This is a genomic window from Promicromonospora sp. AC04 (assembly GCF_003058225.1).
In the GTDB taxonomy this organism is placed as follows: Bacteria; Actinomycetota; Actinomycetes; order Actinomycetales; family Cellulomonadaceae; genus Promicromonospora.
On record NZ_QBUG01000001.1, the window covers coordinates 804743 to 828599 of the forward strand.

Genomic DNA, 23857 nt, shown 5'->3' on the forward strand with positions numbered 1-23857 from the left:
TCAGTCCTTCAGACCGGAGTTGATGTCGGCGCTCATGATCTGGCGCTGGAACACGGCGAACAGGATCACCATGGGGACCAGGGAGATCACCGACGCCGACAGCAGCACCGACCAGTCGATGTTGTCCGCACCCACTATCGACCTGAGCGCGATCTGCAGCGTGTAGTTGTTGGGGTCGTTGAGCACGATCAACGGCCAGATGTAGTCGTTCCAGCGCCACTGGAAGGAGAAGATCGCCAGCACGACCGCGATGGGTCTCGCGATCGGCAGCATGATCTGGAAGAACGCCCGGATCTCGCCGACGCCGTCGATGCGCGCCGCCTCCAGCAGCTCGTCCGGGACGGTGCGGAAGTACTGCCGGAACATGAAGATGCCGGTAGCGGTGAGGATCGACGGCACGATGATGCCGGCGAGGCTGTTGTACAGGCCGAGGTCCCGGATCACCGCGAACGTCGAGGGCATGATGACCTCGGTCGGCAGCATCGTCGTGACGAGGACGCAGATGAAGAACACACGTAGCCACCACGCCTTGTACTTGGCAAAGGCGTACCCGGTCATCGCGGAGACCAGCACGGTGAACGCCGTCGTGACGAGCGCGACGACGCCGGTGTTGGCGAAGTATCGCCAGAACGCGAACCGGTTCCACGCAGTTACGTAGCCCGACGTCGTCCAGTCTGAAGGGAACAGCGACAGGGGCAGGCTGAACAGCTCGGTGCCGGGCTTGAACGAGCTGAGCACGAACCACAGCATCGGGAACGCGAACAGTGCAGCGATCACGACGAGCAGCAGGGTCAGCCAGATGTTGACGCCTCGGAAGAGCCGCCGTGGAACGGCCATGAGTGGAGCGGTCATGCCAGGTCGTCCTTCCGGTCGAAGCGCATCTGGACGAGCGCGATCACGATGAGGATGACCATGAGCACCATCGAGACGGCACTGGCGTAGCCGATCTGGGCCCGTTCGAACCCGGTCTGGTAGATGTACTGGACGATGAACATGTTCTCGGTGCCGGGCCCGCCGCCGTTGAGCGCCTGCACCATGGCGAACTCCTTCATCGCGCCGAGGGTGCCGAGCAGGATCACCATGAAGGACGTCGGGCGCAGCAGCGGCAGCGTGATCCGGAAGAAGCGCTGTGCGGCCGACGCCCCGTCGACCTGGGCGGCCTCAAGGTAGGACCTGGGGATGTTCCGCAGGGCCGCGATGAACAGCAGCATGTTGAACGCGGTTCCCGCCCAGGTACTGGCCAGGATGACGACGGCGAGCGCGAGGTCACCGTTGGTCTCCCACTGCTGGCGCGGCAGGCTGAGCACCGTCATCACGTAGTTGACCAGCCCGAAGTTCTCGCCGAACATCCAGCGCCAGATGACCCCCGTGACGATCGGGGAGATGAGCCAGGGCAGGAAGAAGATGATCCGGGCGGCCGTACGGAACCGGGCGGCGGCCGAGACCAGCAGCAACGAGAGGCCGAGCGCCGCGACGTAGTGCGCCGGGACCGCGAGCACCGTGTAGAGCACGGTGCGGCCGATCGAGGAGTAGAACTGTTCGTCGCCGAACAGCTCCTGGTAGTTCGCCAGCCCCGTGAACTCCGGGTCCCCGACGCCGGTGTAGTCGGTGAACGAGTAGTACAGCCCGAGCGACCCCGGGCCGACGAAGAACACGACGAACAGCACTACAGCCACCGAGATGAACAGCAGCGGCGCAACTGTCTGGCCTGGCCGCCGCAGCCCGCTGCGTCGCCGCGGCGTCAGCGTCGGTCCTGGTGGCGGCGCTGGTGCGGGCACCGCGGCGACGGGCGTCTCCTGGGACATCACATCCTCCTGACGCGTCAGCTCGCCGAGCCGAATGCCTCGGTCATCTGCTCACCGATGGTCGTGATGCACTCGTCGACGCCGATCTCGTCGTTGAGGTAGCGGACCACCTGGTCGCGCAGCGGGTCGCCCTCTGTGGTCAGGCCCGCCACCTCGAAGCCGAGCTCCATCTCCTTGATCGTGGCGACGATCGGGTCGGAGGCCGCGATCTCGGCGTTGTAGAGCTCGAACGCGTCGGCGTCGTCCGCGTACTCGACGGTCACGCCGTCGACCACGGGCAGGAAGCCCGAGGTGGTGGCGAGCTCGGTGTAGTTCTCCTGGGTGAACAGCCAGCTGACGAAGTCGAGCGCCGCCTGCTCCTGGTCGGTTCCCTCGAACACGACGATCGAGGCGGCGTTGCCGAAGTTGACCGCCTGCACCGGCTGGCGCGGTGTCGGCACCGAGGCCCACTCGAAGTCGGCGATGTTGACGGCGAAGTCGGCGATCTGCCAGGAACCGGAGTAGTAGGCCACGACGTCGCCGGACTTGAAGAGCGCGTTGCCGTCGGCCTCGCTCAGCCAGACCGAGCGCGGCATGAAGCTGTCGTCGTTGAGGTCGTAGAAGTACTCGAGCGCGGTCTTGGTGGCGTCGTTGGTGGTGAACGTGCCGCTGCCGTCCGGCTGCCACAGCGTCGAGCCGAACTCGTACAGGAAGGACTTGAGCCGGTGCGAGCTGGCGTCCATCGCCATGCCGTAGGAGGCACCGGTGGCCTCCTGCACCTGCTTGACGGCGGACACGAAGTCGTCCCAGGACCACACGTCGCCGTCGAGGTCGGCCGGGAACTCCACGCCCGCCTCGTCGAACAGCGACTTGTTGACGAACAGTCCGACGCCGGTGACGTCCGTCGGGAGCGAGTAGACCCGGCCGTCCTCGTCCTGCGTGGACAGGTCCGCCCGCACACCGGATGCCGCCATGATCTCGGCGAGGTCCATCGTCGCGTTCTTCCAGACCGGGTCGACGGCGCCGACGCGCGCGAGCGCTGGCAGGTCGTTGGCCTGGGCGGCGTTCTTCAGCCGCGTCGTGAGGTCCTCGTTGGCGACGTCGACGATCTCGACCTTGACGCCCTTCTCCTTCTCGTACTTCGCCGCCATCGCCGCGAAGCCGCCACCCTGGTTGGCGTCGCCGGAGAGGAAGAACTGCAGGGTGCCGACGGTGGCGGGGTCGCCGGAGTCACCGGAGTCGCCGCAGGCGGCGGTGAGAGCGATCACCGCGGCGCCGGAGAGTCCGCCGATGAGGACCTGACGGCGCGTGAAAGTTGAGCTCATGGGGGTGCCTCTTCTCTGAGACGTGGCCGAACCCGATCGGCCCGCGTGTTGCCTGGAATGCGGTTGCCGTGAGGACGTTAACATCGACCAGATCACCGGTCAACGGTTTGTCCGGACATCCGGATGTGCTGTCCTGATTGTTCCTACAGGGCCTGGGCCCAGCGCCCGTCCGGGGGACCGGGCAGTGGCCGTGATCAAGCCCGAGCGACAGACCGTCGGCGCCGACCGAGCAGCTAGGCCATCAACTTCTCGCCGAGGATGTCTCTTACGTCGGACGCCGGATGGGGCGCGTCGGCCGGCCAGGAAGCCACCTTCTCCTCGATGCGGTCGCGGTGGCCGGCAAAGTCGTGGACGCAGAGCGCACGAGCTGCTGTCGCCTGCAGCTGGAGATCGTCAAGGTCCGTGGCCCGCTCCAGCTCAGCGAGTGCTTGAGGCGTCTCTGACTTGGCGAGTGCCTGCAGCGCTTCAAGGCGATCATCGGTGTGTCGCAGCTCGTCGAAGACCACGGCGCTGAGCGCCGTGACCAGCCTCCGATTGGGCTCGATGGAGTGCTGCAGAATCCTGCCCGCGGATCGGAATGCTGCGGACTCGGCATCAAAGTTCGCAGGAGACTCGAGAGCCCCGGCGATCAGGTCGGAGTCCTCTTGCTCGGCCCTGTTGATCATGATGAGCAGTGCGCTCGAGCAGCTCGCGCCGGCCAGGTCGGGTTCGGCTTCGGGCGTCGGAACGGCCGGCTTCCCGAGGATCCGGCGCGCGCACTCCAGCGCCTCGTGCCCGTAAGTCCTGAGATCGCTCCCCAGGCCGTATCGCTCCATGGAGATCGCGTAGTGATAGTGGTCCAGCGCGATTCCGGTCGCAGCGGTGTCGCCGCTCCGCAGCAGGGTGACGAATGCCTGCACCGCCGCGTGATCGCTGGACGGGGACTCAAGTTCTGACCGGGCAGCGTCGTGTGCAGGGTCGGGGAGGACGACTCCCTGCCAGTGATAGGTGCTGAACCTGGCCATGCCTGCTCCTTCGGAAGGACGTGACTTTTTGCCCTGCGCATGGGCCCACGTGAGCAGGTCGACCTCGGCGTCTTCGCGCGAGAGCGAGTCCCGCTCACGGCGTCGTTCGACCCCCGCGGTCCGATCATTCTTCCCCGGCGCGCGCCTCGTTCGGAAGCGCTTTACTACCCACGACGGCGTTCGTCTCGGCGGGGATTGCGTGTCAGTGGTGATTGATAACCTCGCCGAGCATCGTCGCTCGGTCGGAGGTCAGGGTGGACAGGGAAGCGTTGGAAACGCTGCTGCGGGCCGGCCTGCCCCTGCAGCATGAGCAGGCTCGACTGGAGCTTGTCGAGCCCGGCCTTGACCTCGCGTCGGACGGAAGCGTCCTGGTGCGGCTGTGCCTGCACAACGACCGCACGGGCGAGAGCGGGGAGCAGACGGTCCAGCTGGTCCCGGCAACGCAGGACCCCGAGCGTGCCTACGCCTTCGTCCAGGCGTGGGTGCAGTCGCTGCCGTCCCTGCTGGCGTGCGTGGTCGACCGGTCGGGCGGCCGGTCCGTTGCCCCCAGCATGCTGGAGTTTCCCCAGCTGGCGCTCGAACAGAGCCAGGCGCGGACCACGGCGGAGTTCGTCGAACAGCTCACCGACCCCAGCATTGTGCGGGTGTGGGCCGCGGCGGCGGACGCCGCCAACACCGCGGAGTGGGTAGCAGATGTCTGCCAAGACCTGCGGTTGAGCAAGCACGCGACGGCACTGGCGGCGTTGTGCCGCACCGGGATCGAGCTGACTCCCCGCTCCGACGGCACGTCCGCCGGGCGCACCCACCTGGGCGGCGTCCCCGACCTACCGCCCGGCGCGGTCTGGCCGCACCGCCGAGGTCACGCGATGACTCTCCTGGCTCAGATCGACCTGACGGAAGCGACCCGGTGCGACGACGACCAGCTGCTGCCGTCGGCCGGGCTGCTGCAGATCTTCGCCGACCTCACCAGCGGCACCGGGTGGGACGACGCGGCGCACGGGCCGGGGTTGCTGGTCATGACCCAGCCGCCGGACACCCGCGAGCTTGTCGCCACGCCGCCTCCCACCGGAGCCGAGGCGCTCCCGCGGCGCGCGGTGAGCACGTCGGTGGACGTCTCGCTGCCCCCGCTGGACAGCCCCTTCTACCGCGACCTCACCGACCTGGACCTCACCGGCGCCGACCCCACTGCTCCGAGCGCGGAGTTCGCCGCGTTCGGCGAGTTCCTTGACGAGTTCCATCCCCCGTTGGACGACGACGACCGGCCTCGGCACCGCCTGCTCGGCTACGCCGATCCCCTGCAGAACGATCCCTGGGAACAGTGCGCGACCGCCGAGCCGGACGTGGCGCCCGCGCAGTGGCAGCTGCTGGCCCAGCTCGACTCCGAACCGGACGCCCAGCTCGGCGACAACGGCCTGGTCTACGTCCTCATCCCTCGCGACGCGCTGTCGGCGGGTGATTTCACGAGGGCCCGTGGCGTGTGGCAGATGCACTGAGCAACGGCGAAGCATCGCGCAACCGCTGCGAATACGGGTGCCCCGGGGCGTCGAAGGCCGTGCTTTCCGAGGCCACCTGAGGCAGGACGTACCTCGACATACGCGCATATATCCGGCAGGGTTTGGCGAAACCAGCACCTGTACCCGACCCGGACGGGGACACGATGAACCCAACAATGATCGACGGTATTGCCGGCACCGGCGACGCCGTCGGCGGTGATCGCGCCCGCCGACCCTTGAAGCTCGACGACCCTGCGACCGTCACGACCATCACCGAGCTGACCGCGTCGCACGACGCGGGCGCCGTCCACGTACGACTACGCGAGGAGTGGGGGGACCTCGCCCCTGTCGAGCTGGAGTCCGGCTCCCGCGCCTGGCTCGTGACCGAGTACCGGACCATCGTGGCGATGGCCCGCGGCCAGTTCCCCCTCACGGTGACGACCGGGACCTGGAGCGGCCACGAGGGCGGGGCACGGTCCGCGGACTCGCCCCTGCTCCGGCCGCTGGCATCGGACGACCGGCCGAAGGTGGAGCAGTCGGACGGGAAGAAGCACGACCGGCTCCGCACCCCGCTCGACGAGGTGCTCGGCGTGGTCGACGATGCCGAGGTCGCCAGGACCACCCGCGCCAGGTGCGAGGAGCTCATCGACGGGTTCGCCGCGACCGGCGTGGCCGACCTGGTGCGCGAGTACGTGGCGCCGATGCCGCACCTGACGCTCGGCGCGGTCCTCGGGTTCGATGCCGGGACCGCACAGCAGGTGTTCGAGGCCGCCACGCGCCGACCGGGGGGACGGGACGCCGCATCGGCCGTGCAGGAGGTGAGCTTCCTGCTCAGCGGGCAGACGGCGGCCCGCCGGCCGGACGGCGAGCCCACCCCCGCCGGCCGGCTCGCGCGACATGCCGCCTATGAGAGCACCGCGGAGGCGGCACTCGGCATCCTGTCGCTCACGGCCACGGCGGCCCTCGGCCTGCGGGCCTGGCTGGGACAGACGCTCTACCTCTCCCTGACCGACGACCGGTTCGCAAGGCGGCTCGCGGGCGGGCGGCTCGGGACCGACGAAGCGCTCGACGAGGTGCTATGGACCGCGTCGCCGGTGAGCGCGCTGGCACCACGGGTCGCCCTCGAGGACTTCCTGCTCGGCGGCAAGCTCGTCCAGCGCGGGGACGCGATGCTGCTCGCGGTCGGTGCGGTCGGCTCGGACCCGAGCATCCGCGGCGAAGGTCCGTGGGACGGGTCCGGCAGCAGTGCCCACCTCACGTTCGGGCTGGGCGCCCACGCCTGCCCCGCGCCGCACCTGGCCCGGCTGATCGTCCGGACGGCGGCCGAGACCCTGCACCGCCGCCTCACGCTCACGCTCGCGGCGCAGGCGGAGGACCTCCGGTGGGCGCCCGACCTGCGTTTCCGCCTGCTGGAAGCACTACCCGTCGTCTTCCGTCCGGAGCAGCCTTCCCCGCCGGATTCCGAGCTGTACGTTCCGTGATCCTCGCGGGGCCACACGACCCGCCACGCCGAATGCACAAGAAGGGACATCGTGAGCACCACGACCAGAGCCTCCAGGGTTCTCAACACCGTCTTCGCCCCCGTCATCCGGGGGCGTGAGGATCCCGCGGGCGCCTGGGCGAAAGCCGTCGCCGAGGTCGAGAAGGACGCCGGTATCCAGGACCCCGAGCTCGCCGCCGGTCTCGGCCGCGTGTTCGCGAGCATCGTCGAGGAGCCCCGGCTGACGCCCCTGGGCTGGTTCTTCGCGCTCAACGTGGTCAAGGGCCGCTACGTGAACCGCCTGCGGATCAAGAAGCTGCTGGCCGAGCGCCCGGAGATAGCTGCCGAGCAGATCACCAATCCGGTGTTCGTGCTCGGGCTGCCGCGCACGGCGACCACCCTCACCCACAAGGTGCTCGCGGCATCGCCCGACCATCGCGGGCCGCTCGCCTGGGAGATGTCCTACACGGGCCTCGAGGACCCGAAGGTCGCCAAGCGGGAGATCAAGCGGTTCGACCAGAGCATCCAGCTGGTCACCAGCATGTTCGCGCCGGGGCTGAAGCACATCCATCCGATCCGTGCAGAGGATCCGGAGGAGTCGCTGGTGCTCATGCCGCACGGGACCTTCTGGCCGCTGTTCCACGGCAGCATGCACTCCTACCGTGACTGGTATGCGCGTCGCAGCGAGGCGGAGCTGGCCAGTGACTACGAGTGCCTGAAGCAGGGCCTGCAGGTGCTGCAGCACGGACGGGCGCCGAAGCGGTGGATCGTCAAGTACCCGGCGCACCTGAACGACATGCAGGTGATCAAGAAGGTGTTCCCGGACGCCACGTTCGTGTGGACGCACCGCGACCCGGCCGCCGTCGTCGGCTCGTCGTGCAGTCTCATCGAGACGCTGTGGGCGCCGTACCAGACGGACCCGGACCCGCTCGAGGTCGGGCAGCTCGTGATGGAGTCCATGGTCACGTGGGTGGACAACGCGCTGGATGCACGGCTCAGCCTGCCGCCGTCGTCCATCGTGGACGTGCCGTACCACGCACTGAGCCACGACCCGCACACCGAGGTGCCGCGGCTGTACTCGGCGATCGGGGCGACGTGGTCAGCCAGCGACGAGGCGAAGCTCGACGAGGTGATCGCCCGGCCGGCGGGGACGCGTCCGCACCAGTACGACATGACGCGCTACGGACTGCAGCCGGATCAGGTCCAGGAGGCGTTCGCGGGATACCTGCGCCTGCTGAACACGTTCGACGTGCTGGACGCGAAGCCGACGGCTGAGCTGTGACGCTTGCCGTCGCGGGTACGTCGGGTCCGCACGGATCCGGCGTACCCGCGACGGCAAGGAACAGGTGCCGGGTCAGCTCCTGCCGGCTTCCCGGGCAGCGATCGGCGAAGCGTCCCGCAGCAGGCGCGCGTACGGATCCCTTGGATCGTCGAAGACCGTCCCTGCCTGGCCGGACTCGATGATGCGCCCCGCCCGCATTACCGCTATGTCGTCGCTCATGTGCAGCGCGACGCCGAGGTCGTGGGTGATGAGCAGGTAGGCCAGGTCTCGCTCGCGCTGGAGCCGGTCGAGGAGGTCGAGCACCTGCGCCTGGACCGAGACGTCGAGCGCGGAGACCGGCTCGTCGAGGATCAGCACCCGGGGGTCGGCCGCGAGCGACCGCGCGACCGAGACCCGCTGGCGCTGGCCGCCGGAGAGGTGCAGCGGACGTCGGGTGGCCAGGTCCGGGTCGAGGCCGACCGTGTCCAGCAGGTTCGCGACCTGCGCGCGCACGGGTCCGGGCCGGAGTGAGCGGCCCCGGGTGATCGCGTCGGCGAGGATCGAGCCGACGGTCCAGCGCGGGTCGAACGAGCTGAGGGCGTCCTGGAACACGGCGCCGACGAGTGGCCGGCGCGGCCGCCGTCGGGCCTCGGGGAGCGGGCTCCACGGCTCGCCGAGCAGGGTGACCTCGCCGGCGTCGGGCCGTTCGAGCCCGAGCAGGAGCCGGGCGGTGGTGGACTTGCCCGAGCCGGACTCGCCGACCAGCCCCAGGGTCCGGCCCGCCCGGAGCGAGAACGACACGTCCTCGGCGGCCACGATCTCGCGCCCGTCGACATGGAAGGTTCGGCCCAGCCCCCGGGCCTCCAGCAGCACGCCGCTGGGGCCGGCGTGCGCCTCGTCGAACGTAGTCTCGGTCGCTCCAGGAGCGCTCTTGCCGCCACTACCCCTACGTTCGACGGCGGTGGCCGGCGCGCCGTCCGCAAGTTGCGGGCCGACGACGGCCGGCGCCGCGCCGTCCAGCAGCGGCACCCCACGGGCCCGTCCCGCGGGGACGGCGGCCACGAGCTTGCGGGTGTACGGGTGCTTGGGCCGCTCGAACACCTCGGCCGGTGTCCCCTCCTCGACCACTACGCCGTCGGTCATGACGAGGACGCGGTCCGCGATGCCCATGACCACCGACAGGTCGTGGCTGATGAGCAGGACGGCGGTGCCGTCGTCGCGCAGCCGGCCCAGCAGCCGGAGCACACCGGCCTGGACGGGCTGGTCGAGCGCTGTGGTCGGTTCGTCGGCGATGACGAGCGAGGGCTCGCCCGCGATGCCCGCGGCGATGAGGGCGCGCTGCCGCTGCCCGCCGGAGAGCTCGCCGGGTCGCTGACCAGCGCGTAGCTCGGCGTCGGGCAGGCCGACCCGGTCGAGGAGCTCGATCGTGCGCGCGCGGCGCGCGGCGGCGTCGAGCCCCGTGTGCAGGGCAAGCGTGTCGCCGATCTCGCGGCCGACGGGTCGCAGGGGGTCGAGGGAGACGAGCGCGTCCTGCGCGATCAGGCCGACCGTGCCGCCGCGCAGCCGGCGCAGGCGCCGCGCGGACAGCGAGAGCACGTCCTGCCCGCCGACGGTCAGCGCCGCAGCCGAGACCCGCGCGCCCTCCCCCGCCAGGCCGACGACGCTGCGCGCGGTGACGCTCTTGCCCGAGCCGGACTCGCCGACGATCGCCACGCACTCGCCCGCAGCGACCTGGAAGCTCACCCCGTCGACGACCCGTCGCACGCCACGGTGGCCGGTACCGCCGCCGTCCTGTCCCCGACGATCGGGGAACGCGACGACCAGGTCCCGGACGCTCAGCACGGGCTCGGACGGCACCAGTTTGGACGGCGCCACCTCGGACGGCACCGGCTCGACCCGGGTCGGCTCGACCGGCACGGCCCCGCTCATGCGGCGCTCCTGTTGCGCTTCTGGATGCCGCGCCCGATCACGGTAGCGGCGGCGGCGCTGGCGACGATCGCGAGGCCGGGGAAGAACGTCATCCACCAGAAGTTGGCGATGTAGGTGCGGCCGGCGGCGAGCATCGCGCCCCATTCCGCGGCCGGCGGGACGGCGCCCAGGCCGAGGTAGCTGAGCGACGAGACCCAGATGATGGCCTGCCCCAGGCCGAGGGTGGCGAGCACGAACAGCGCGGCGGTCACGTTCGGCAGGATGTGGCGGGCGACGATCCAGAGGCGGCCGCGGCCCAGCACGCGGGCGGCCTCGATGAACTCGGCGGACGCCGTCCGCCGCACCTGGGAGCGGATGATGCGCGCGTAGCCGGGCGCGGTCGCCAGGCCGACGGCGATCGTCGAGCTCAGCACGCCCGGCCCCGTCACCACGATGAACAGCAGGGCGAGCAGCAGGCCCGGGAAGGCGAACAGCACCTCGACGAGCCGGGTGGTGCCGAAGTCGAGCCAGCGCGGGCCCAGACCGGCGACGAAGCCGAGCACTGTCGCGAGGCCGATGCCGATGCCCGTCGCGAGGACGCCGATCAGGAGCGAGTCCCGTGCCCCGTGGACGACGCGCGTGTAGATGTCCCGGCCGGACTCGTCGGTCCCGAAGAGGTGCGCGGGCGAGGGCGCCTGGAAGGCGTCGGCGGGCGAGGTGGCCAGCGGGTCGCCGGGAGCGAGCAGCCCCGGCCAGAGCGCGGCGACGAGGACGAGCAGGAGGACCAGGCCGGCGACCGCCTCGGCCGCCGTCGGGCGGAAGCCGGTGCCGTGGACGACGGCGGCCCGGACGACGGCGGCCCGGTCGACGGCGGCGCGCAGCCCGCTCACTCCACCACCGCCCGGCGGCGCGGGTCGACGGCCCGGTCGGCGAGGTCGGTGACCAGGGTCATCACCGTGTACGCGAGCGCCACCACGAGCACGATGCCGGTCACGAGCGTGACGTCGCGCAGCTGGACCGCGGAGAGCAGGCTGCGCCCCAGGCCCTGGCGCGCGAACACGGACTCCACCACCACGGCCCCGCTGATCAGCGACCCGAAGGCCCAGCCGGACAGCCCGATCGCGGGGATCGCCGCGTGCCGCAGCGTGTGCCGCCAGAAGATCCGGACCTCGCTCTCGCCGCGCGCCCGGGCAGTGGTGACGAACGGCGACTCCATCGCCGTCAGGAGGGACTCGCGCATGACCTGGCCGAGGAACCCGGCCAGCGGGATCGCCATGGTGAGCGCGGGCAGCACGATGCCGAGCGGCCCCGGCACGCTGACCGGCGGGAGGATCCCCAGGGTGAGGCTGAAGAACAGGATCAGGACGGTCGCGAGCCAGAAGTGCGGGACGGCGGCCGCGACCAGCTCGAGCCCGGAGCCGATGGCCCACGCGACCCGGCCGCCCCGCACGCTCCACGCCGCAAGGCCGCACGCGAGCGCCCAGGCGAGCACGAGCGAGCAGAGCGCGAGCGTGAGCGTCGCGCCGAACTGCTCGCCGATAGCGGTGGCGACCGGCTTGTGCAGCGAGTACGACTGCCCGAGGTCGCCGGTCACGAGCCGCCCCAGATAGGTCAGGTACTGCACCACGAGCGGCTGGTCCAGGCCGTACTCGCGGCGGACCTGCTCCAGCGCCTCGGGCCCGGCCTGCGAGCCGGGCCCGCCGAGGATCGCCTCGGCGGGGTCGCCCGGGATGAGCCGGAGGGCGAAGAACGTGATCGTCGCCGCGGCCCAGAGCACGAACACGACCCCACCTGCGCGCAGGAGCAGCCAGCGCCGGTAGCCCGGCACCGGGCTCCTGCGCGCCCCGGTAGTGGGGACCGGAAGCGTCAAGACACCAGCCATGCCCCGGCGAAGGTCGGCGTCGACACCGTAGGCATCGCGCGCAGCCCCTGCACGGCCGACGAGTACAGGAAGTGGTTCTGCTGGTCGTACAGCGGCAGGATGTAGTACCCGTCGAGGACGATCCGCTGGGCCTGCTCGTACATGCTCTCCCGGTCGTCGGCGTTGCTCGTGGCGGAGGCCCGGGTGAGCAGGTCGTCGAGCGCGGCGTCGTCCACCTGCGCGAGGTTGGCGAAGTAGCCGCTGGGCGCCGGGGTGATCGAGTCGGAGTGGTACAGGATCCGCAGCACGTCCGGGCCGACCTTCGTGTAGGGGGCGCTCACGAGGTCGTAGTCGTTCTCGGCCAGCGCGCCGTACCAGCTCGACAGGTCGAGCGGGTGGAGGTTGACCTCGAAGCCCGCCGTCTTGGCGTCCGCCTGGATCTGCTCGAACAGGGACTGCTCGGCCGGGATGGACTGGTTGGTGCTCACCGGGAAGTCGAGGGTCAGGCGCTTGCCGTCCTTGACGCGGTAGCCGTCTGCGTCCCGCTCGGCCCAGCCGGCCTCGTCGAGGAGGTTCGCGGCGGCGTCGGTGTCCACGGTGAAGAGGTCGGGCAGGCTCAGGCCGAGCGGCTCGACGCTCGAGAGCGGCGAGTACGAGCGCTCGGCGGTCCCGAAGAACAGGCTCTGGATGCCGTCGTCCACGTTCACCGAGCGGATGAACGCCTCGCGGACGCGCTCGTCGTCGAACGGCGCCTTGCCCGAGTTGAGCTCGATGCGGTTGGACGCGCCGGGGCGCGGGGCGTCGAGCTCCTCGATCGCGTCGTCGGACTCGGCCGACTTGATCGTGTCGGGCTGCGCGTTGTCGATGACCTGGGCCTCACCGGACTGGAGCGCGGCGTAGCGGCTCGCGGAGTCGGGGATGAACCGCCACACGATCGAGTCCAGGTACGGGAGGCCGGTGCCCTCGGCGTCGGCGGGCGGTGAGTTGTAGTCGTCGTTCCGCACGAGGGTCACCGAGTCCTGACGCTCCCACTCGTCGACGACGAACGGGCCGGTCCCGACGGGCGCGGCGCAGTTGTCCTCCTGGCTGCGCTCGAGGGCCTTCGGCGACTCCATGGCGACCCAGACCTGCGAGAGCGACTCCAGCAGCGCGCTGTCGGGTGCGCTGAGCTCCAGGCGGACCGTGTGGTCGTCGACGGCGACGACGTCCGTGATCTTCGCGAGGGCGAGGTAACCGGTCGACGACGCCGTGGCCGGGTCCTGCACGTGGGCGATGTTCGCGGCGACCGCCGCGGCGTCGAACGGCGTGCCGTCGGTGAACGTCACGTCGTCACGCAGCGAGAACTCCCACGCCATCCCGTCGTCGCTCTCGGTCCACTCGGTGGCGAGCCACGGGATGACCTCGCCGTCGTCGTCGAGCGAGACGAGCGACTCGAGGTACTGGGTGGCGATGAGCGCCTGCGGGTAGTTGCCGCCCACGTGCGGGTCGAGGCAGGACGGCTCGGCGTCGCCCGACGCGTAGGTGAGCGTCCCGCCCGCGACGGGCTCGCTGGACGGTTCGCTCGCCGTCCCGCCCCCTGGGGAGCAGGCGGCGAGCAGGAGGGCGACGGCGGCCGTCACGACGACGGCGGCACGCGGACGGGAGAACCGGCGCGAGGGCATGGCTACGTGTGCATCCTGTCTGGAAGGTGGTTCCGAACGACTCCGTTCATGCTCCCAAACCGCAGGCCCGGGCGGTGGTATTCCGCCTCCGGTCGCCAAGTGGGACGCGCCACACCAACCCGGGCACCGTTCATTGCGGCCCTGACGCCGGATGGGCCTGTACGACGAACGTGCGGGTGTGGACAACGCCCGTCAGCGGGTGAGTTCACCTACTCTTGTCGTATGAGCGTCGCAGACGATTACGAGGACCTCCGCCACCTGGTCGACCGGCTCACGCCGGCACAGGTGCGGCATCTCCGCGTCCTCGTGTCCAACGACGCTGAACTGGCGGGCGCCGCGTCGGCTCAGCGGGTGAGGCACTCGGCGGCGACGCCGCTTCCTGAAAGCTTCACCGCCCTCGCGGGAAGCATCCACGGCCCAGGGGACATTGCAGAGCACCACGACGACTACATCCGTCAGCGCCTTCGGGAGCGGTTCGGCGACCACACATGACCGCTACGGTCCTCGACACGGGTCCCCTGTACGCCTTCTTCGACGCCAACGACTCGTACCACGCCGCAGCGCGCGAACTCTTCACGACGCTCGAAGGTCCCCGACTCCTGCCGAGCCCCGTCCTGACCGAGGTCTGCTGGCTTCTCGAGCGATCCCCCCGAGTCGAGGCGCGGTTCCTTGATTCCGTCGCGGACGGCGCCTTTGAACTGATCACGCCGACACCGGGCGACCTGACGAGGATGAGCGAGCTGGTCCTGAAGTACCAGGACTTCCCGCTGGGCGCGGTCGACGCGTCCGTCGTGGCGATCGCGGAGCGGTACGGCGTACAACGCATAGCGACCACGGACCGACGACACTTCAGCGCGATCCGCCCGGCTCACGTCGACGTCCTGACGCTCGTGCCCTGACAGCGGGACCTTCGCAGTCGACGACGCCCTGCTGACCGACCCGGAGCCAGTCGGGGAACTCCCCCGGCCGCCCCCGCGTTCTCACCCCGCAAGCAGGCGTTTTCCTCCCGACGGGAGCGGGCCCCGGCATATACTCGCCGCGTTCGGGACGCCCTATCTCGAGGAGCACCGATGACCGAGCCAATGCCGCTTCAACCCCCCGCCGGAGCCCAGCCCCTCGTGCTCACCGCGCCCGACCCGGTGCAGCCCGTCGCCGCGACGCAGGCGCCCAAGATGGCGCCCAAGGTGGACCCAGCCGTGGCGCCCGCGCTCGACCAGAAGGTCGCCACCTACCTCGACGGCCTGCTCAGCGCCGACACCAAGAGCCCCGAGTTCGCCAAGCGCGCCGACGACGTGCGCACCATGGGCGACCAGGACATCCGCCAGGCGGCGGACTCCAGCAACCGGCTGCTGGCCACGCCCGTCCGGGCGCTCAAGGAGGGCGGCCTCGCCGACGGCTCCAAGGTGGGCCAGACCCTGCTGGAGCTGCGCCGCACGGTCGAGGACCTGGACCCGTCCGAGGCGAGCGTGGGCCGCAAGATCCTCGGCGTCATCCCGTTCGGCGACAAGCTCCAGGACTACTTCCGCCGCTACGAGTCCGCCCAGGGCCAGCTCAACGCCATCATCCAGGCCCTCTACAACGGCCAGGACGAGCTGCGCAAGGACAACGCCGCACTGAACCTGGAGAAGCAGAACCTCTGGGACACGATGGCGCGGCTCAACCAGTACATCTACGTGGCCGAACGCCTCGACGCCCAGCTCTCCGCGAAGATCGCCGAGCTCCAGATCGCCGAGCCAGAGCGGGCCAAGGCGCTCTCCGAGGACGTCCTGTTCTACGTGCGCCAGAAGCACCAGGACCTGCTCACCCAGCTCGCGGTCTCCATCCAGGGCTACCTCGCGATCGACATCATCATCAAGAACAACGTCGAGCTCACCAAGGGCGTCGACCGCGCGACCACCACGACGGTCTCCGCGCTGCGCACCGCCGTCATCGTGGCGCAGGCCCTCGCGAACCAGAAGCTGGTGCTGGACCAGATCGGGGCCCTGAACACCACGACGTCGAACATGATCGCCTCGACGTCCAAGATGCTCGCCGACCAGTCGGCGACCATCCAGGAGCAGGCCGCGAGCTCGACCGTCGGGATCGCGCAGCTGCAGGAGGCGTTCGCGAACATCTACGCCACGATGGACTCCATCAGCGACTTCAAGACCAGGGCGCTCGACTCGATGTCGCAGACCATCGGCGTGCTCCAGACCGAGACGACCAAGGCCTCCGAGTACGTGGAGCGGGCCCGGCGCACCAACACCAACGGCGTGGCGAGCGGCTCTCTCGACCTCGGTAACCGGTGACAGCAGCAGGCTCGGAGGAACGCATGGGTTGGTGGCGGCGGATCTTCGGAGGCGGGCGCACCGAGGAGGAGCAGCCCCTCGCGATCCCGGCACCGCCCACGACCGAGCAGATCGTGACGTCCGTCGACGCCGTCCTCGCGCGCGCGTCCGGGAAGGCGCCCGCTGCGGTCACCGCCCGGGTGCAGCGGGTCGCCGAGACCGTGCACGAGATGGCGCCCCGGCTGGACCGGCTCGGCGCCGGCTCCCAGCAGGCGCACACCGTGGTCGCCACCGCGACGAGCTACCTGCCGGAGGCGGTCGACGCCTACCTGCGCCTCCCCCGCGACTTCGCCGACCGGCGCGTCGTGGACCGCGGCAAGACGTCGCTCATGATCCTGTGCGACCAGCTCGACCTGCTGGGCGCCACCCTCGACAAGATCTCCGACGCCGTGTCCCGCGCCGACGCCGTCGCCCTCGTGGCCCACGGCCGGTTCCTCGAGGAGAAGTTCGGCACGTCGGGCCTGACGCTCCCGAGCGCCGGCCCGGGTACGTTGCCCGCCCCGGGACAGGGCCTGCCGGGCCCCGGGACGACGTCGGGCCCCTCGCCCCTGGAGGCCCCATGAGCACGACGGCGCTGGCCGCCGCACTCGACGCCCTCGCCGCAGCCGGCGTGAGCGGCCCGGCCGCGCGTGCCGAGGGTGAGCGGCTCGCCGCCGCCGTCGCCGAGTCGTCCCCGGGCGCCGCGGCGGACTGGCTGGCGGCGACCGGCCGTCCGACGTCGGGCAGCCTGCAACCGTTCTTCGACGCCGCCGTCAGCGCCCGCCGCTGGCGCTCAGCCCCCACGGACCTGCTCGACGAGCTCATCGCGACCAGGTCCCCGGCCGCAGCCCGGTACGCGGAAGCGCTGGCGCAGGTCGTCGACGCCGCAGCAACCCTCGGTGACCCCAGCATCAGCGCCATAGCCGCCGCGGAAGGCACCAAGGCAGTCCACCGCAGCGCGGCCCAGGGCCGGGACAAGGCACCGACCCCCCTGCCAACCACCCCGCCAGGCTCGGCAGTCCCCACCACCGCGCAAGGCGACCCCGCGGCCGTCCCGGCCGAGGAACCCGAGCCGCCCAAGGAAGAGCGAACGCTCGAAGAGCTCCTGGAAGAGCTGGACCAGCTCACCGGCCTGGGCAGAGTCAAGGACGAGATCCACCGCCAGACCGAGCTCCTCCGCATCGAACGCCTCAGGGCCGAGGCAGGCCTCACCTCCCCCACGCTGACCCGCCACCTGGTGTTCGTGGGCAACCCGGGTACGGGCAAGACGACGGTGGGCCGGCTGGTCGCCGGGATCTACCGCGCCCTGGGCCTGCTGGACAAGGGCCACCTCGTGGAAGTGGACCGGTCCGAGCTGGTGGCGGGCTACCTGGGCCAGACCGCCGAGAAGACGACGGCGGTGGTGCAGCGCGCCCTGGGCGGCGTGCTGTTCATCGACGAGGCGTACGCGCTGGCCGAGGACCAGTACGGCCGTGAGGCGGTGGACACCCTGGTCAAGGACATGGAGGACCACCGCGACGACCTCGTGGTGATCGTTGCGGGCTACCCCGGCCCGATGGCCCGGTTCGTCAGCACCAACCCGGGCCTGGAGAGCCGGTTCTCGCGGACCATCACGTTCGAGGACTACTCCGCCGCGGAGCTGCGGCAGATCTTCGAGACCCTTGCCCGGGCAGCGGACTTCGAGCCGCAGCCGGCCACTCTCGACCGCTTCGACCGCCTCGTCGCGGACCAGCTGCGGGGCGAGGGCTTCGGCAACGGGCGCTGGGCACGCAACGTGCTCGACTCCGCAATTGCCCGGCACGCCTGGCGCTTGCGGGACGTTGAACGACCGACTGTGGATCAGCTACGCACGCTGGTCCCGGAAGACCTGGAGGATGTCGTGGACATCGGGACAGACAGCGAGGCCACCCCGTGACCGCACCGCTGACGACCACCGGCCCGCCGTCGGCCCTACCCGGCGCGACCGGCCCTGGCGACGCCGCCCCCGCGCGCACCTCCGCCGGTGCTCGCCTCTCGGCGGAGCTGGCGACCACCCCGGGGCGGCTGGCGCTGGCCACGACCGTGGCCGTGGTGGCGTGCCTGCTGCTGGGGGTGACCGGGTTCCTGGCGGGCAGCAACCAGTCGGCGGCGCTGGACGACGCGCAGCGCGACGCCGCGCAGCTCGTCGGCACGCAGGAGCTGCGCAACGACCTGGTGTCGGCGGACGCGACGGCGACCAACGCGTTCCTCGTCGGCGGGCTGGAGCCCGCGGAGGCCCGCGAGCGCTACGAGACGAGCCTGTCCGAGGCGGCGCAGGCGCTGCCGACGCTTGCCGCGACCGCACAGGGTGCCGAAGAGACCGCGGACCTGTCCACGGTGTCCGACTCGGTGCAGCGGTACTCGGGCCTGGTCGAGTCGGCCCGGGCGAACAACCGGCAGGGTTTCCCCGTCGGCGCGGCCTACCTGGACCAGGCCTCGGCGGCGCTCCGCGACGAGGTGCTGCCCACGCTCGACGAGGTGGCCGTCTCGACGTCCGAGCGGGTCGACGACGACCTGGGTTCCGTCTCCCTCGCGCAGGCGCTGCTGCTGCTCGTGCTGCTGGGCCTGGTGGCGCTGGGCGCCGTCCAGCTCTGGCTGGCGCGGCGCACGCACCGCGTCCTGAACACGGGTCTGGCGGTCGCGAGCGTCGCCCTCCTGGTGGGCGGCATCGTGGCGACGGCCGCCGTGCTGGGCGGGAACGGCGTCGCCCGGTCGGTGGCGAGCGGGCCGTACGCGGCTACGGTCGCCACGTCGCAGGCCCTGTCGCTCGCTACCGACGCCAAGTCCATGGAGTCGTTCACGCTGATCAAGCGCGGCTCGGGCGCGGAGTTCGAGGAGTCCTACCAGGCGTCCATCGCCGAGGCCCAGACCCTCCTGACCGACGCAGCGGACGCCGAGGCCGGCGCCGACACCGGCTCCGACCCTCTTTCCCTGCTGAACGCATGGGACGCCAAGCACGCGGAGATCCGCAAGCTGGACGACGGCGGCGACTGGGACGCCGCCGTCGCGGCGGCGACGTCCACCGCCGACGACTCGGCGGGCGCGGCCTTCGCCGCGTTCTCCGACCGGGCCCACGAAGAGGTCGAGGCCACCAGCGAGGAGGCCGTCGACCGGCTCGGCTCCGCGGCGACCACCGCGCAGATCGCGGCCTGGGTCGCCCTCGTGCTCGGCGTCGCCGGGGCCGTTGCCGCGGCCACCGGGATGAACGTCCGTCTGAAGGAGTACCGATGAGCACGCGCGCAGCCCGCAGACCGATAGTCACCGCTCTCGTGGCGCTCGCCCTCGTCGGCACGACGGCGGCCTGTGCACCGCAGCCCACGACGCAGCTCCTCACGGGCGCCGCAGGGGCGGGCTCGTCCGCGCAGGAGTCGCTCCAGGACTCGACCGCGAAGTCGGCGCCGCAGGCCGCGGCGGGCGCGGCGGCGGGCACGGCCACCGCCGCCGAGGACTGCAGCGACGGGCTGCCGGCCGTCGCGTCGATCGACCCGGGCGGCAGCCCCGAGGTGACGTCCGGCTCCACCATGGCGGCCATCCGGGAGCGCGGCGTGCTCGTGGTGGGCGTCTCCGCGGACACCCTGCTCATGGGCTCGCGTAACCCCTTCACGGGCAAGATCGAGGGCTTCGACATCGACGTGGCGCGGCAGATCGCCGACGCGATCCTGGGCGACCCCGACAAGATCCAGTTCCGCGTCATCACGTCGGGCGACCGCGAGGCCCTCCTGCAGGAGCACGAGGTCGACATAGTGACGCGCGCCTTCACCATCAACTGCGACCGCTGGGAGAACATCGCGTTCTCCGCGGAGTACTACCACGCGGGCCAGAAGCTGCTGGTGCCCTCGACCTCCGACGTCGCGAGCATCGACGACCTGGCCGGGCAGCGCGTCTGCGCGCCAGAGGGCACCACCACCCTGGAGCGCCTCGAGCAGTGGGAGGGTGTCGAGGCGGTCCCCGCGCCGACCCACACCACGTGCCTGGTCCTGTTCCAGCAGGGCGCGGTGGACGCCATCACCGGCGACGACACGGTCCTTGCCGGCTTCGCCGCCCAGGACCCGTACGCCGAGGTCGTGGGCGACGCCGTGAGCGACGAGCCCTACGGCGTCGGCATCCCCGCCGACCAGCCGGACATGGTGCAGTTCGTCAACGGCGTGCTGGCGCAGATGATCGCCGGCGGGCAGTGGGAGGAGTCCTACGACCGCTGGCTGGGCGACGCGCTCGGCCCCGCACCCGCCGCACCGCAGCCCGTGTACGGACGGACGCCGTGAGCAGGGCCCACCGCGCACCGGCGCCGCCCGGCGCCCTGGGGGTGGCGGCCGAGCCGGCCGAGCTCCTGGCCTACCTGACCGACCTGCAGGGCTGGCTCGACGCGCGCCGCGCCGACCTGGACCGGCTCGACGCGGCGGCCCGCCAGTCCGGCGCGGAAGCGGTCACGGCCGACGTCGTGCTGGCGCTGACCCTGTGGCAGGCCGTGCGCACCCGCACGGACGAGCTGGTCGAGGTGTGGGACTCCGGCCGGGCCGACGCCGTCGCGCGCGAGCGCATGTCGCAGCTCATCTGGGGCCGCCTCGGCGGCGACCCCGCCACGTCGCTCCTCTCCCTGGTCGACGCCGCCCGCCTGTGCGACGCCCAGGCCGACCAGCTCGCCACCCGACTGTCCTTCGACCCGCACGCCGCCGACGTCACCGCCCGCTTCCGGGCGGTCGCGGCGGGCATCGTCCGGGCGGAGGACGCGGCGCTCGCCACCGCCGACACGGAGGACGACGCCGCCGTCGCCCGCCTGCGCGACCGCCTGAGCCGCCTCAAGGCCGACGCCGCCCGCGGCGCCGACATCACCGGCCCGCTCGGCGCCCTCGAGGACTCCATCGCGCGCACCGAGCGGGACCTCATCGTGCACGCGGCCCGGAGCCGGGCGCTCGTCAAGGACCGGGAGCGCGCCGTCGCGCTGCGCACCACCCTGGCGGACCGGGCCCCGGGGCTGGCGCAGGTCGCCGAACGCTGCCGCCGGGAGATCGCCAACCCGCCGCGGCTCGCGATCCCCGACGTGAGCCGCCTCGGCGACGTGCCGGCCGAGCACGACCGGCTCACGACGTACGTCCAGCGGCTGGGCGCCGTCGAGCGCGCCATGGAGCGCGTCGAGGACGCCTACACCGCACCCCTGCGGGAGCGCGCGGAGCTGCGCTACCGCGTCAAGAAGCTGATGACGAAGGCCCAGGGCAACGGGCGGGCGGCGTCGTCCACCGTGAAGGCGGGCGAGGACGAGGCACGCGAAGCCCTGGACGCCACACCCTGCGACCTGGCCCTGGCACGGCACTTCACCGAGCAGCTCGAGACGCTCGTGCGCGATCTCCCGGAGGGACACCGATGACGACACAGGCCTGCGCCGAGCCCGGCTGCACCGGCACCATCGAGGACGGCTACTGCAACGTGTGCGGGGCGCCCGCCGGCGGCAACCCGGCGGGGGACGCGCTCGCCGAGGTCGCGGCGGCGTGGGCCGACGAGGACCTCGACGCGACGACCGTGCGCGCCTCGGGGTCCCGGCCCGAGGGCATGGCGCAACCCTCGACCGGACGCACCAGCTCGTCCCGCCTCGCCTCGACGGCCCTGGGCTCCGCGCGGGTGGGGTCCGGCACGTACCAGACGCGCCGGGTCGGCACCGGATCGACGCGGCTGCGCGGGCACCGCCTCGGCGCGGGCATCACCACGGTGCCGCACACGCCGGTGGCCGACCCGCTGCAGGCCGTCATGGTCACGCCCGAGCTCGCGGAGAGCAAGCGGTACTGCCCCACGTGCGGGCAGCCGGTGGGCCGCGCCAGGGACGGCGTCCCCGGCCGCATCGCCGGGTTCTGCGGGCACTGCGGCGCGCGGTACGACTTCGCCCCCGCGCTCAAGGCGGGCGACCTCGTCGCGCGGCAGTACGAGGTGGTGGGCTGCCTCGCCCACGGTGGCCTCGGCTGGATCTACCTGGCGCGCGACCGCAACGTCAGCGGCCGCTGGGTGGTCCTCAAGGGCCTGCTCAACGCGGGCGACAAGGAGGCGTACGAGGCCGCGGTCGCCGAGCGCCAGTTCCTCGCCGAGGTCGAGCACCCGCTGATCGTCGAGATCTTCAACTTCGTGCTCCACGAGGGCCTGGGCTACACGGTCATGGAGTTCGTGGGCGGCAAGTCGCTCAAGGACGTGCTCAAGGACCGCAGGGAGCAGGACGGAGGGCAGCCCCGGCCGCTGCCCGTCGACCAGGCGATCGCGTACATCCTCGAGGTGCTGCCTGCGTTCAGCTACCTGCACGACCACGAGCTGCTGTACTGCGACTTCAAGCCGGACAACATCATCGCCCAGGGCGACGGCGTCAAGCTGATCGACATGGGCGGCGTGCGCCGCGTCGCCGACCTGACGTCCGCGATCTACGGCACCGTCGGCTACCAGGCGCCGGAGGTGCCCGAGATCGGGCCGTCCGTGGCGTCCGACATCTTCACGCTCGGCCGCACCCTGGCCTCCCTCGTGCTGGACTTCCGCGGCAACACCACGGTGTACCAGGCGTCCTTCCCGCCGGTCTCCGACACACCCGTCTTCCAGAAGTACGACTCGTTCTACCGCTGGCTCGCCAAGGCGTGCGCCCCCGCGCCCGCCGACCGGTTCGCCTCGGTCGACGAGGCCCGCGTCCAGCTCCTGGGCGTGCTGCGCGAGGTGGTCGCCACCGACAAGGGCCCCGGGTACACCGCCACGACGTCGGCCGAGTCCGTCCTGTTCGGCGTGCCGCCCCTCGACGGCGCCGAGGGTGCCCTGAGCTGGCACGACCTGCCCCTCCTCAAGGTGGACTCCACCGACCCGATGGCGTCCTGGCTGGCCGGCGTGAACGTCGCCGACCCCGTCGCGCGGATCGCGGCGCTCGCCGGCGCCCCCGAGGCCACCGTGGAGGTCCGGCTGGCCCTGGCGCGCGCAGCGATCGAGGCCGGGGACACCGCCCTGCTGCGCAGCACGGTGGGGCAGATCCTCGAGCACGACCCGTGGGAGTGGCGCGCCGCCTGGATGGAGGGCCTCGGGCACTTCTCGGCGGGCAACCCCGCCGCGGCCCGCGCGTCGTTCAACGCCGTCTACGGGCAGGTGCCCGGTGAGCCGGCGCCGAAGCTCGCGCTCGCCACGGCCTGCGAGGTCTCCGGCGAGCCCGGCGTGGCGGAGCAGCTGTACGGCATCATCGCGCGGGCCGACGCCAACTACACCGGCGCCGCCGCGTTCGGCCTCGCCCGCGTACGGTCCGCCGGCGGCGCGCTCGACGGCGCCCTCGACGCCCTCGACCTGGTGGGCCCCACCCGCGGGTCCTTCCCGGACGCCCGCCTGCAGAGGGCCCGGCTCCTCGTCTCGGCGCACCGCAGCCTGCTCGACCTGTCCGACGCCGTCGCCGGGCTCGACGCCGCCCACGTCCCCGACCGGCCCAAGGCGGAGGTCACCGTCGACGCCCTCGACGCCGCGCTCGACCTGGTCATGACCGACGGCCCCGACCAGAGCCTGCGGGTGGCCGGGGCAGAGGCCGACGAGCCCGCGCTGCGGGACCGCCTCGAGCTCGCCCTGCGCAACCTCGCCCACCTCACGGACGACCGCTCGGAGCGCGTGGCGCTCGTCGACCGGGCAAACTCCGTACGGCGGTGGACCATGCGATGAGCGATCCACCGGACCGGAACCAGCGCGACAGAACCGCTGAACGGTGACCCGCTGAACCACAGTCGCGGGGCGCGAGCCCTGACGAACGCAAGGAGACCGACCCAGA

20 protein-coding genes are annotated in these 23857 nt (G+C 71.5%); 12 read left to right on the top strand and 8 right to left on the bottom strand.

Features of this window, described 5'->3' with window-relative positions:
- The 4 genes from C8K30_RS03435 to C8K30_RS03450 form a co-directional block, all read right to left on the bottom strand.
- Positions 1–852 (bottom strand): carbohydrate ABC transporter permease, encoded by an 852-nt coding sequence (locus C8K30_RS03435; protein ID WP_108491444.1) that lies wholly within the window; start codon positions 850–852, stop codon positions 1–3.
- Positions 849–1805 carry a carbohydrate ABC transporter permease gene (locus tag C8K30_RS03440; protein ID WP_108491445.1) on the bottom strand — a complete coding sequence of 319 codons (957 nt, stop codon included), beginning with the start codon at positions 1803–1805 and terminating at the stop codon, positions 849–851. The genes C8K30_RS03435 and C8K30_RS03440 overlap by 4 nt, the downstream gene beginning before the upstream one ends.
- 17 nt (positions 1806–1822) lie before the next feature.
- The gene (locus C8K30_RS03445; protein WP_158280923.1) at positions 1823–3109 is read right to left on the bottom strand and encodes an ABC transporter substrate-binding protein; all 1287 of its coding nucleotides are present in this window, start codon (positions 3107–3109) and stop codon (positions 1823–1825) included.
- Between the two features lie 233 nt (positions 3110–3342).
- A complete protein-coding gene (locus tag C8K30_RS03450) occupies positions 3343–4113 on the bottom strand; it encodes a hypothetical protein (RefSeq protein WP_108491447.1) in 771 nt (256 codons plus the stop codon).
- A gap of 254 nt (positions 4114–4367) precedes the next feature.
- On the opposite strand from C8K30_RS03450, the gene C8K30_RS03455 reads away from it, so the two are divergent.
- From C8K30_RS03455 to C8K30_RS03465, 3 genes are all read left to right on the top strand, one after another.
- Positions 4368–5606 (top strand): YwqG family protein, encoded by a 1239-nt coding sequence (locus C8K30_RS03455; protein ID WP_146197314.1) that lies wholly within the window; start codon positions 4368–4370, stop codon positions 5604–5606.
- A gap of 176 nt (positions 5607–5782) precedes the next feature.
- Complete coding sequence (locus C8K30_RS03460) at positions 5783–7087, top strand: cytochrome P450 (protein ID WP_108491449.1); 1305 nt, start codon at positions 5783–5785, stop codon at positions 7085–7087.
- Between the two features lie 51 nt (positions 7088–7138).
- On the top strand, positions 7139–8368 hold the full coding sequence (locus C8K30_RS03465) for a sulfotransferase (protein ID WP_108491450.1): 1230 nt from the start codon (positions 7139–7141) through the stop codon (positions 8366–8368).
- Positions 8369–8440: 72 nt separating this feature from the next.
- Here the strand turns inward: C8K30_RS03465 and C8K30_RS03470 are convergent, their stop codons facing one another.
- The 4 genes from C8K30_RS03470 to C8K30_RS03485 are packed head-to-tail and all read right to left on the bottom strand — an operon-like array spanning position 8441 to position 13777.
- On the bottom strand, positions 8441–10276 hold the full coding sequence (locus C8K30_RS03470; RefSeq protein ID WP_108491451.1) for an ABC transporter ATP-binding protein: 1836 nt from the start codon (positions 10274–10276) through the stop codon (positions 8441–8443).
- Complete coding sequence (locus C8K30_RS03475) at positions 10273–11136, bottom strand: ABC transporter permease (RefSeq protein ID WP_108491897.1); 864 nt, start codon at positions 11134–11136, stop codon at positions 10273–10275. The genes C8K30_RS03470 and C8K30_RS03475 overlap by 4 nt, the downstream gene beginning before the upstream one ends.
- Positions 11137–11141: 5 nt before the next feature.
- Positions 11142–12125 carry an ABC transporter permease gene (locus tag C8K30_RS03480; RefSeq protein ID WP_369939212.1) on the bottom strand — a complete coding sequence of 328 codons (984 nt, stop codon included), beginning with the start codon at positions 12123–12125 and terminating at the stop codon, positions 11142–11144.
- Entirely contained in the window at positions 12122–13777 is a 1656-nt protein-coding gene (locus C8K30_RS03485; protein ID WP_108491453.1) for an ABC transporter substrate-binding protein, read from the bottom strand. The genes C8K30_RS03480 and C8K30_RS03485 overlap by 4 nt, the downstream gene beginning before the upstream one ends.
- Positions 13778–13999: 222 nt before the next feature.
- On the opposite strand from C8K30_RS03485, the gene C8K30_RS03490 reads away from it, so the two are divergent.
- From C8K30_RS03490 to C8K30_RS03530, 9 genes are all read left to right on the top strand, one after another.
- Complete coding sequence (locus C8K30_RS03490; RefSeq protein ID WP_108491454.1) at positions 14000–14269, top strand: hypothetical protein; 270 nt, start codon at positions 14000–14002, stop codon at positions 14267–14269.
- Positions 14266–14676, top strand: a complete 411-nt coding sequence (locus C8K30_RS03495; protein WP_108491455.1) for a type II toxin-antitoxin system VapC family toxin — start codon at positions 14266–14268, stop codon at positions 14674–14676. The genes C8K30_RS03490 and C8K30_RS03495 overlap by 4 nt, the downstream gene beginning before the upstream one ends.
- Positions 14677–14847: 171 nt before the next feature.
- Positions 14848–16065: a toxic anion resistance protein gene (locus tag C8K30_RS03500; protein ID WP_108491456.1), complete on the top strand. Its 1218-nt coding sequence runs from the start codon at positions 14848–14850 to the stop codon at positions 16063–16065.
- Positions 16066–16088: 23 nt separating this feature from the next.
- Positions 16089–16667: a hypothetical protein gene (locus C8K30_RS03505; protein WP_108491457.1), complete on the top strand. Its 579-nt coding sequence runs from the start codon at positions 16089–16091 to the stop codon at positions 16665–16667.
- Positions 16664–17998 carry an AAA family ATPase gene (locus C8K30_RS03510; RefSeq protein ID WP_108491458.1) on the top strand — a complete coding sequence of 445 codons (1335 nt, stop codon included), beginning with the start codon at positions 16664–16666 and terminating at the stop codon, positions 17996–17998. The genes C8K30_RS03505 and C8K30_RS03510 overlap by 4 nt, the downstream gene beginning before the upstream one ends.
- On the top strand, positions 17995–19332 hold the full coding sequence (locus C8K30_RS03515; RefSeq protein ID WP_108491459.1) for a hypothetical protein: 1338 nt from the start codon (positions 17995–17997) through the stop codon (positions 19330–19332). Before C8K30_RS03510 ends, C8K30_RS03515 begins: the two co-directional genes overlap by 4 nt.
- Entirely contained in the window at positions 19329–20363 is a 1035-nt protein-coding gene (locus C8K30_RS03520) for a glutamate ABC transporter substrate-binding protein (protein ID WP_108491460.1), read from the top strand. Before C8K30_RS03515 ends, C8K30_RS03520 begins: the two co-directional genes overlap by 4 nt.
- Positions 20360–21463 (top strand): hypothetical protein, encoded by a 1104-nt coding sequence (locus C8K30_RS03525; RefSeq protein ID WP_108491461.1) that lies wholly within the window; start codon positions 20360–20362, stop codon positions 21461–21463. Before C8K30_RS03520 ends, C8K30_RS03525 begins: the two co-directional genes overlap by 4 nt.
- On the top strand, positions 21460–23751 hold the full coding sequence (locus C8K30_RS03530) for a serine/threonine-protein kinase (protein ID WP_108491462.1): 2292 nt from the start codon (positions 21460–21462) through the stop codon (positions 23749–23751). The genes C8K30_RS03525 and C8K30_RS03530 overlap by 4 nt, the downstream gene beginning before the upstream one ends.
- The last annotated feature ends 106 nt before the right edge of the window (positions 23752–23857 follow it).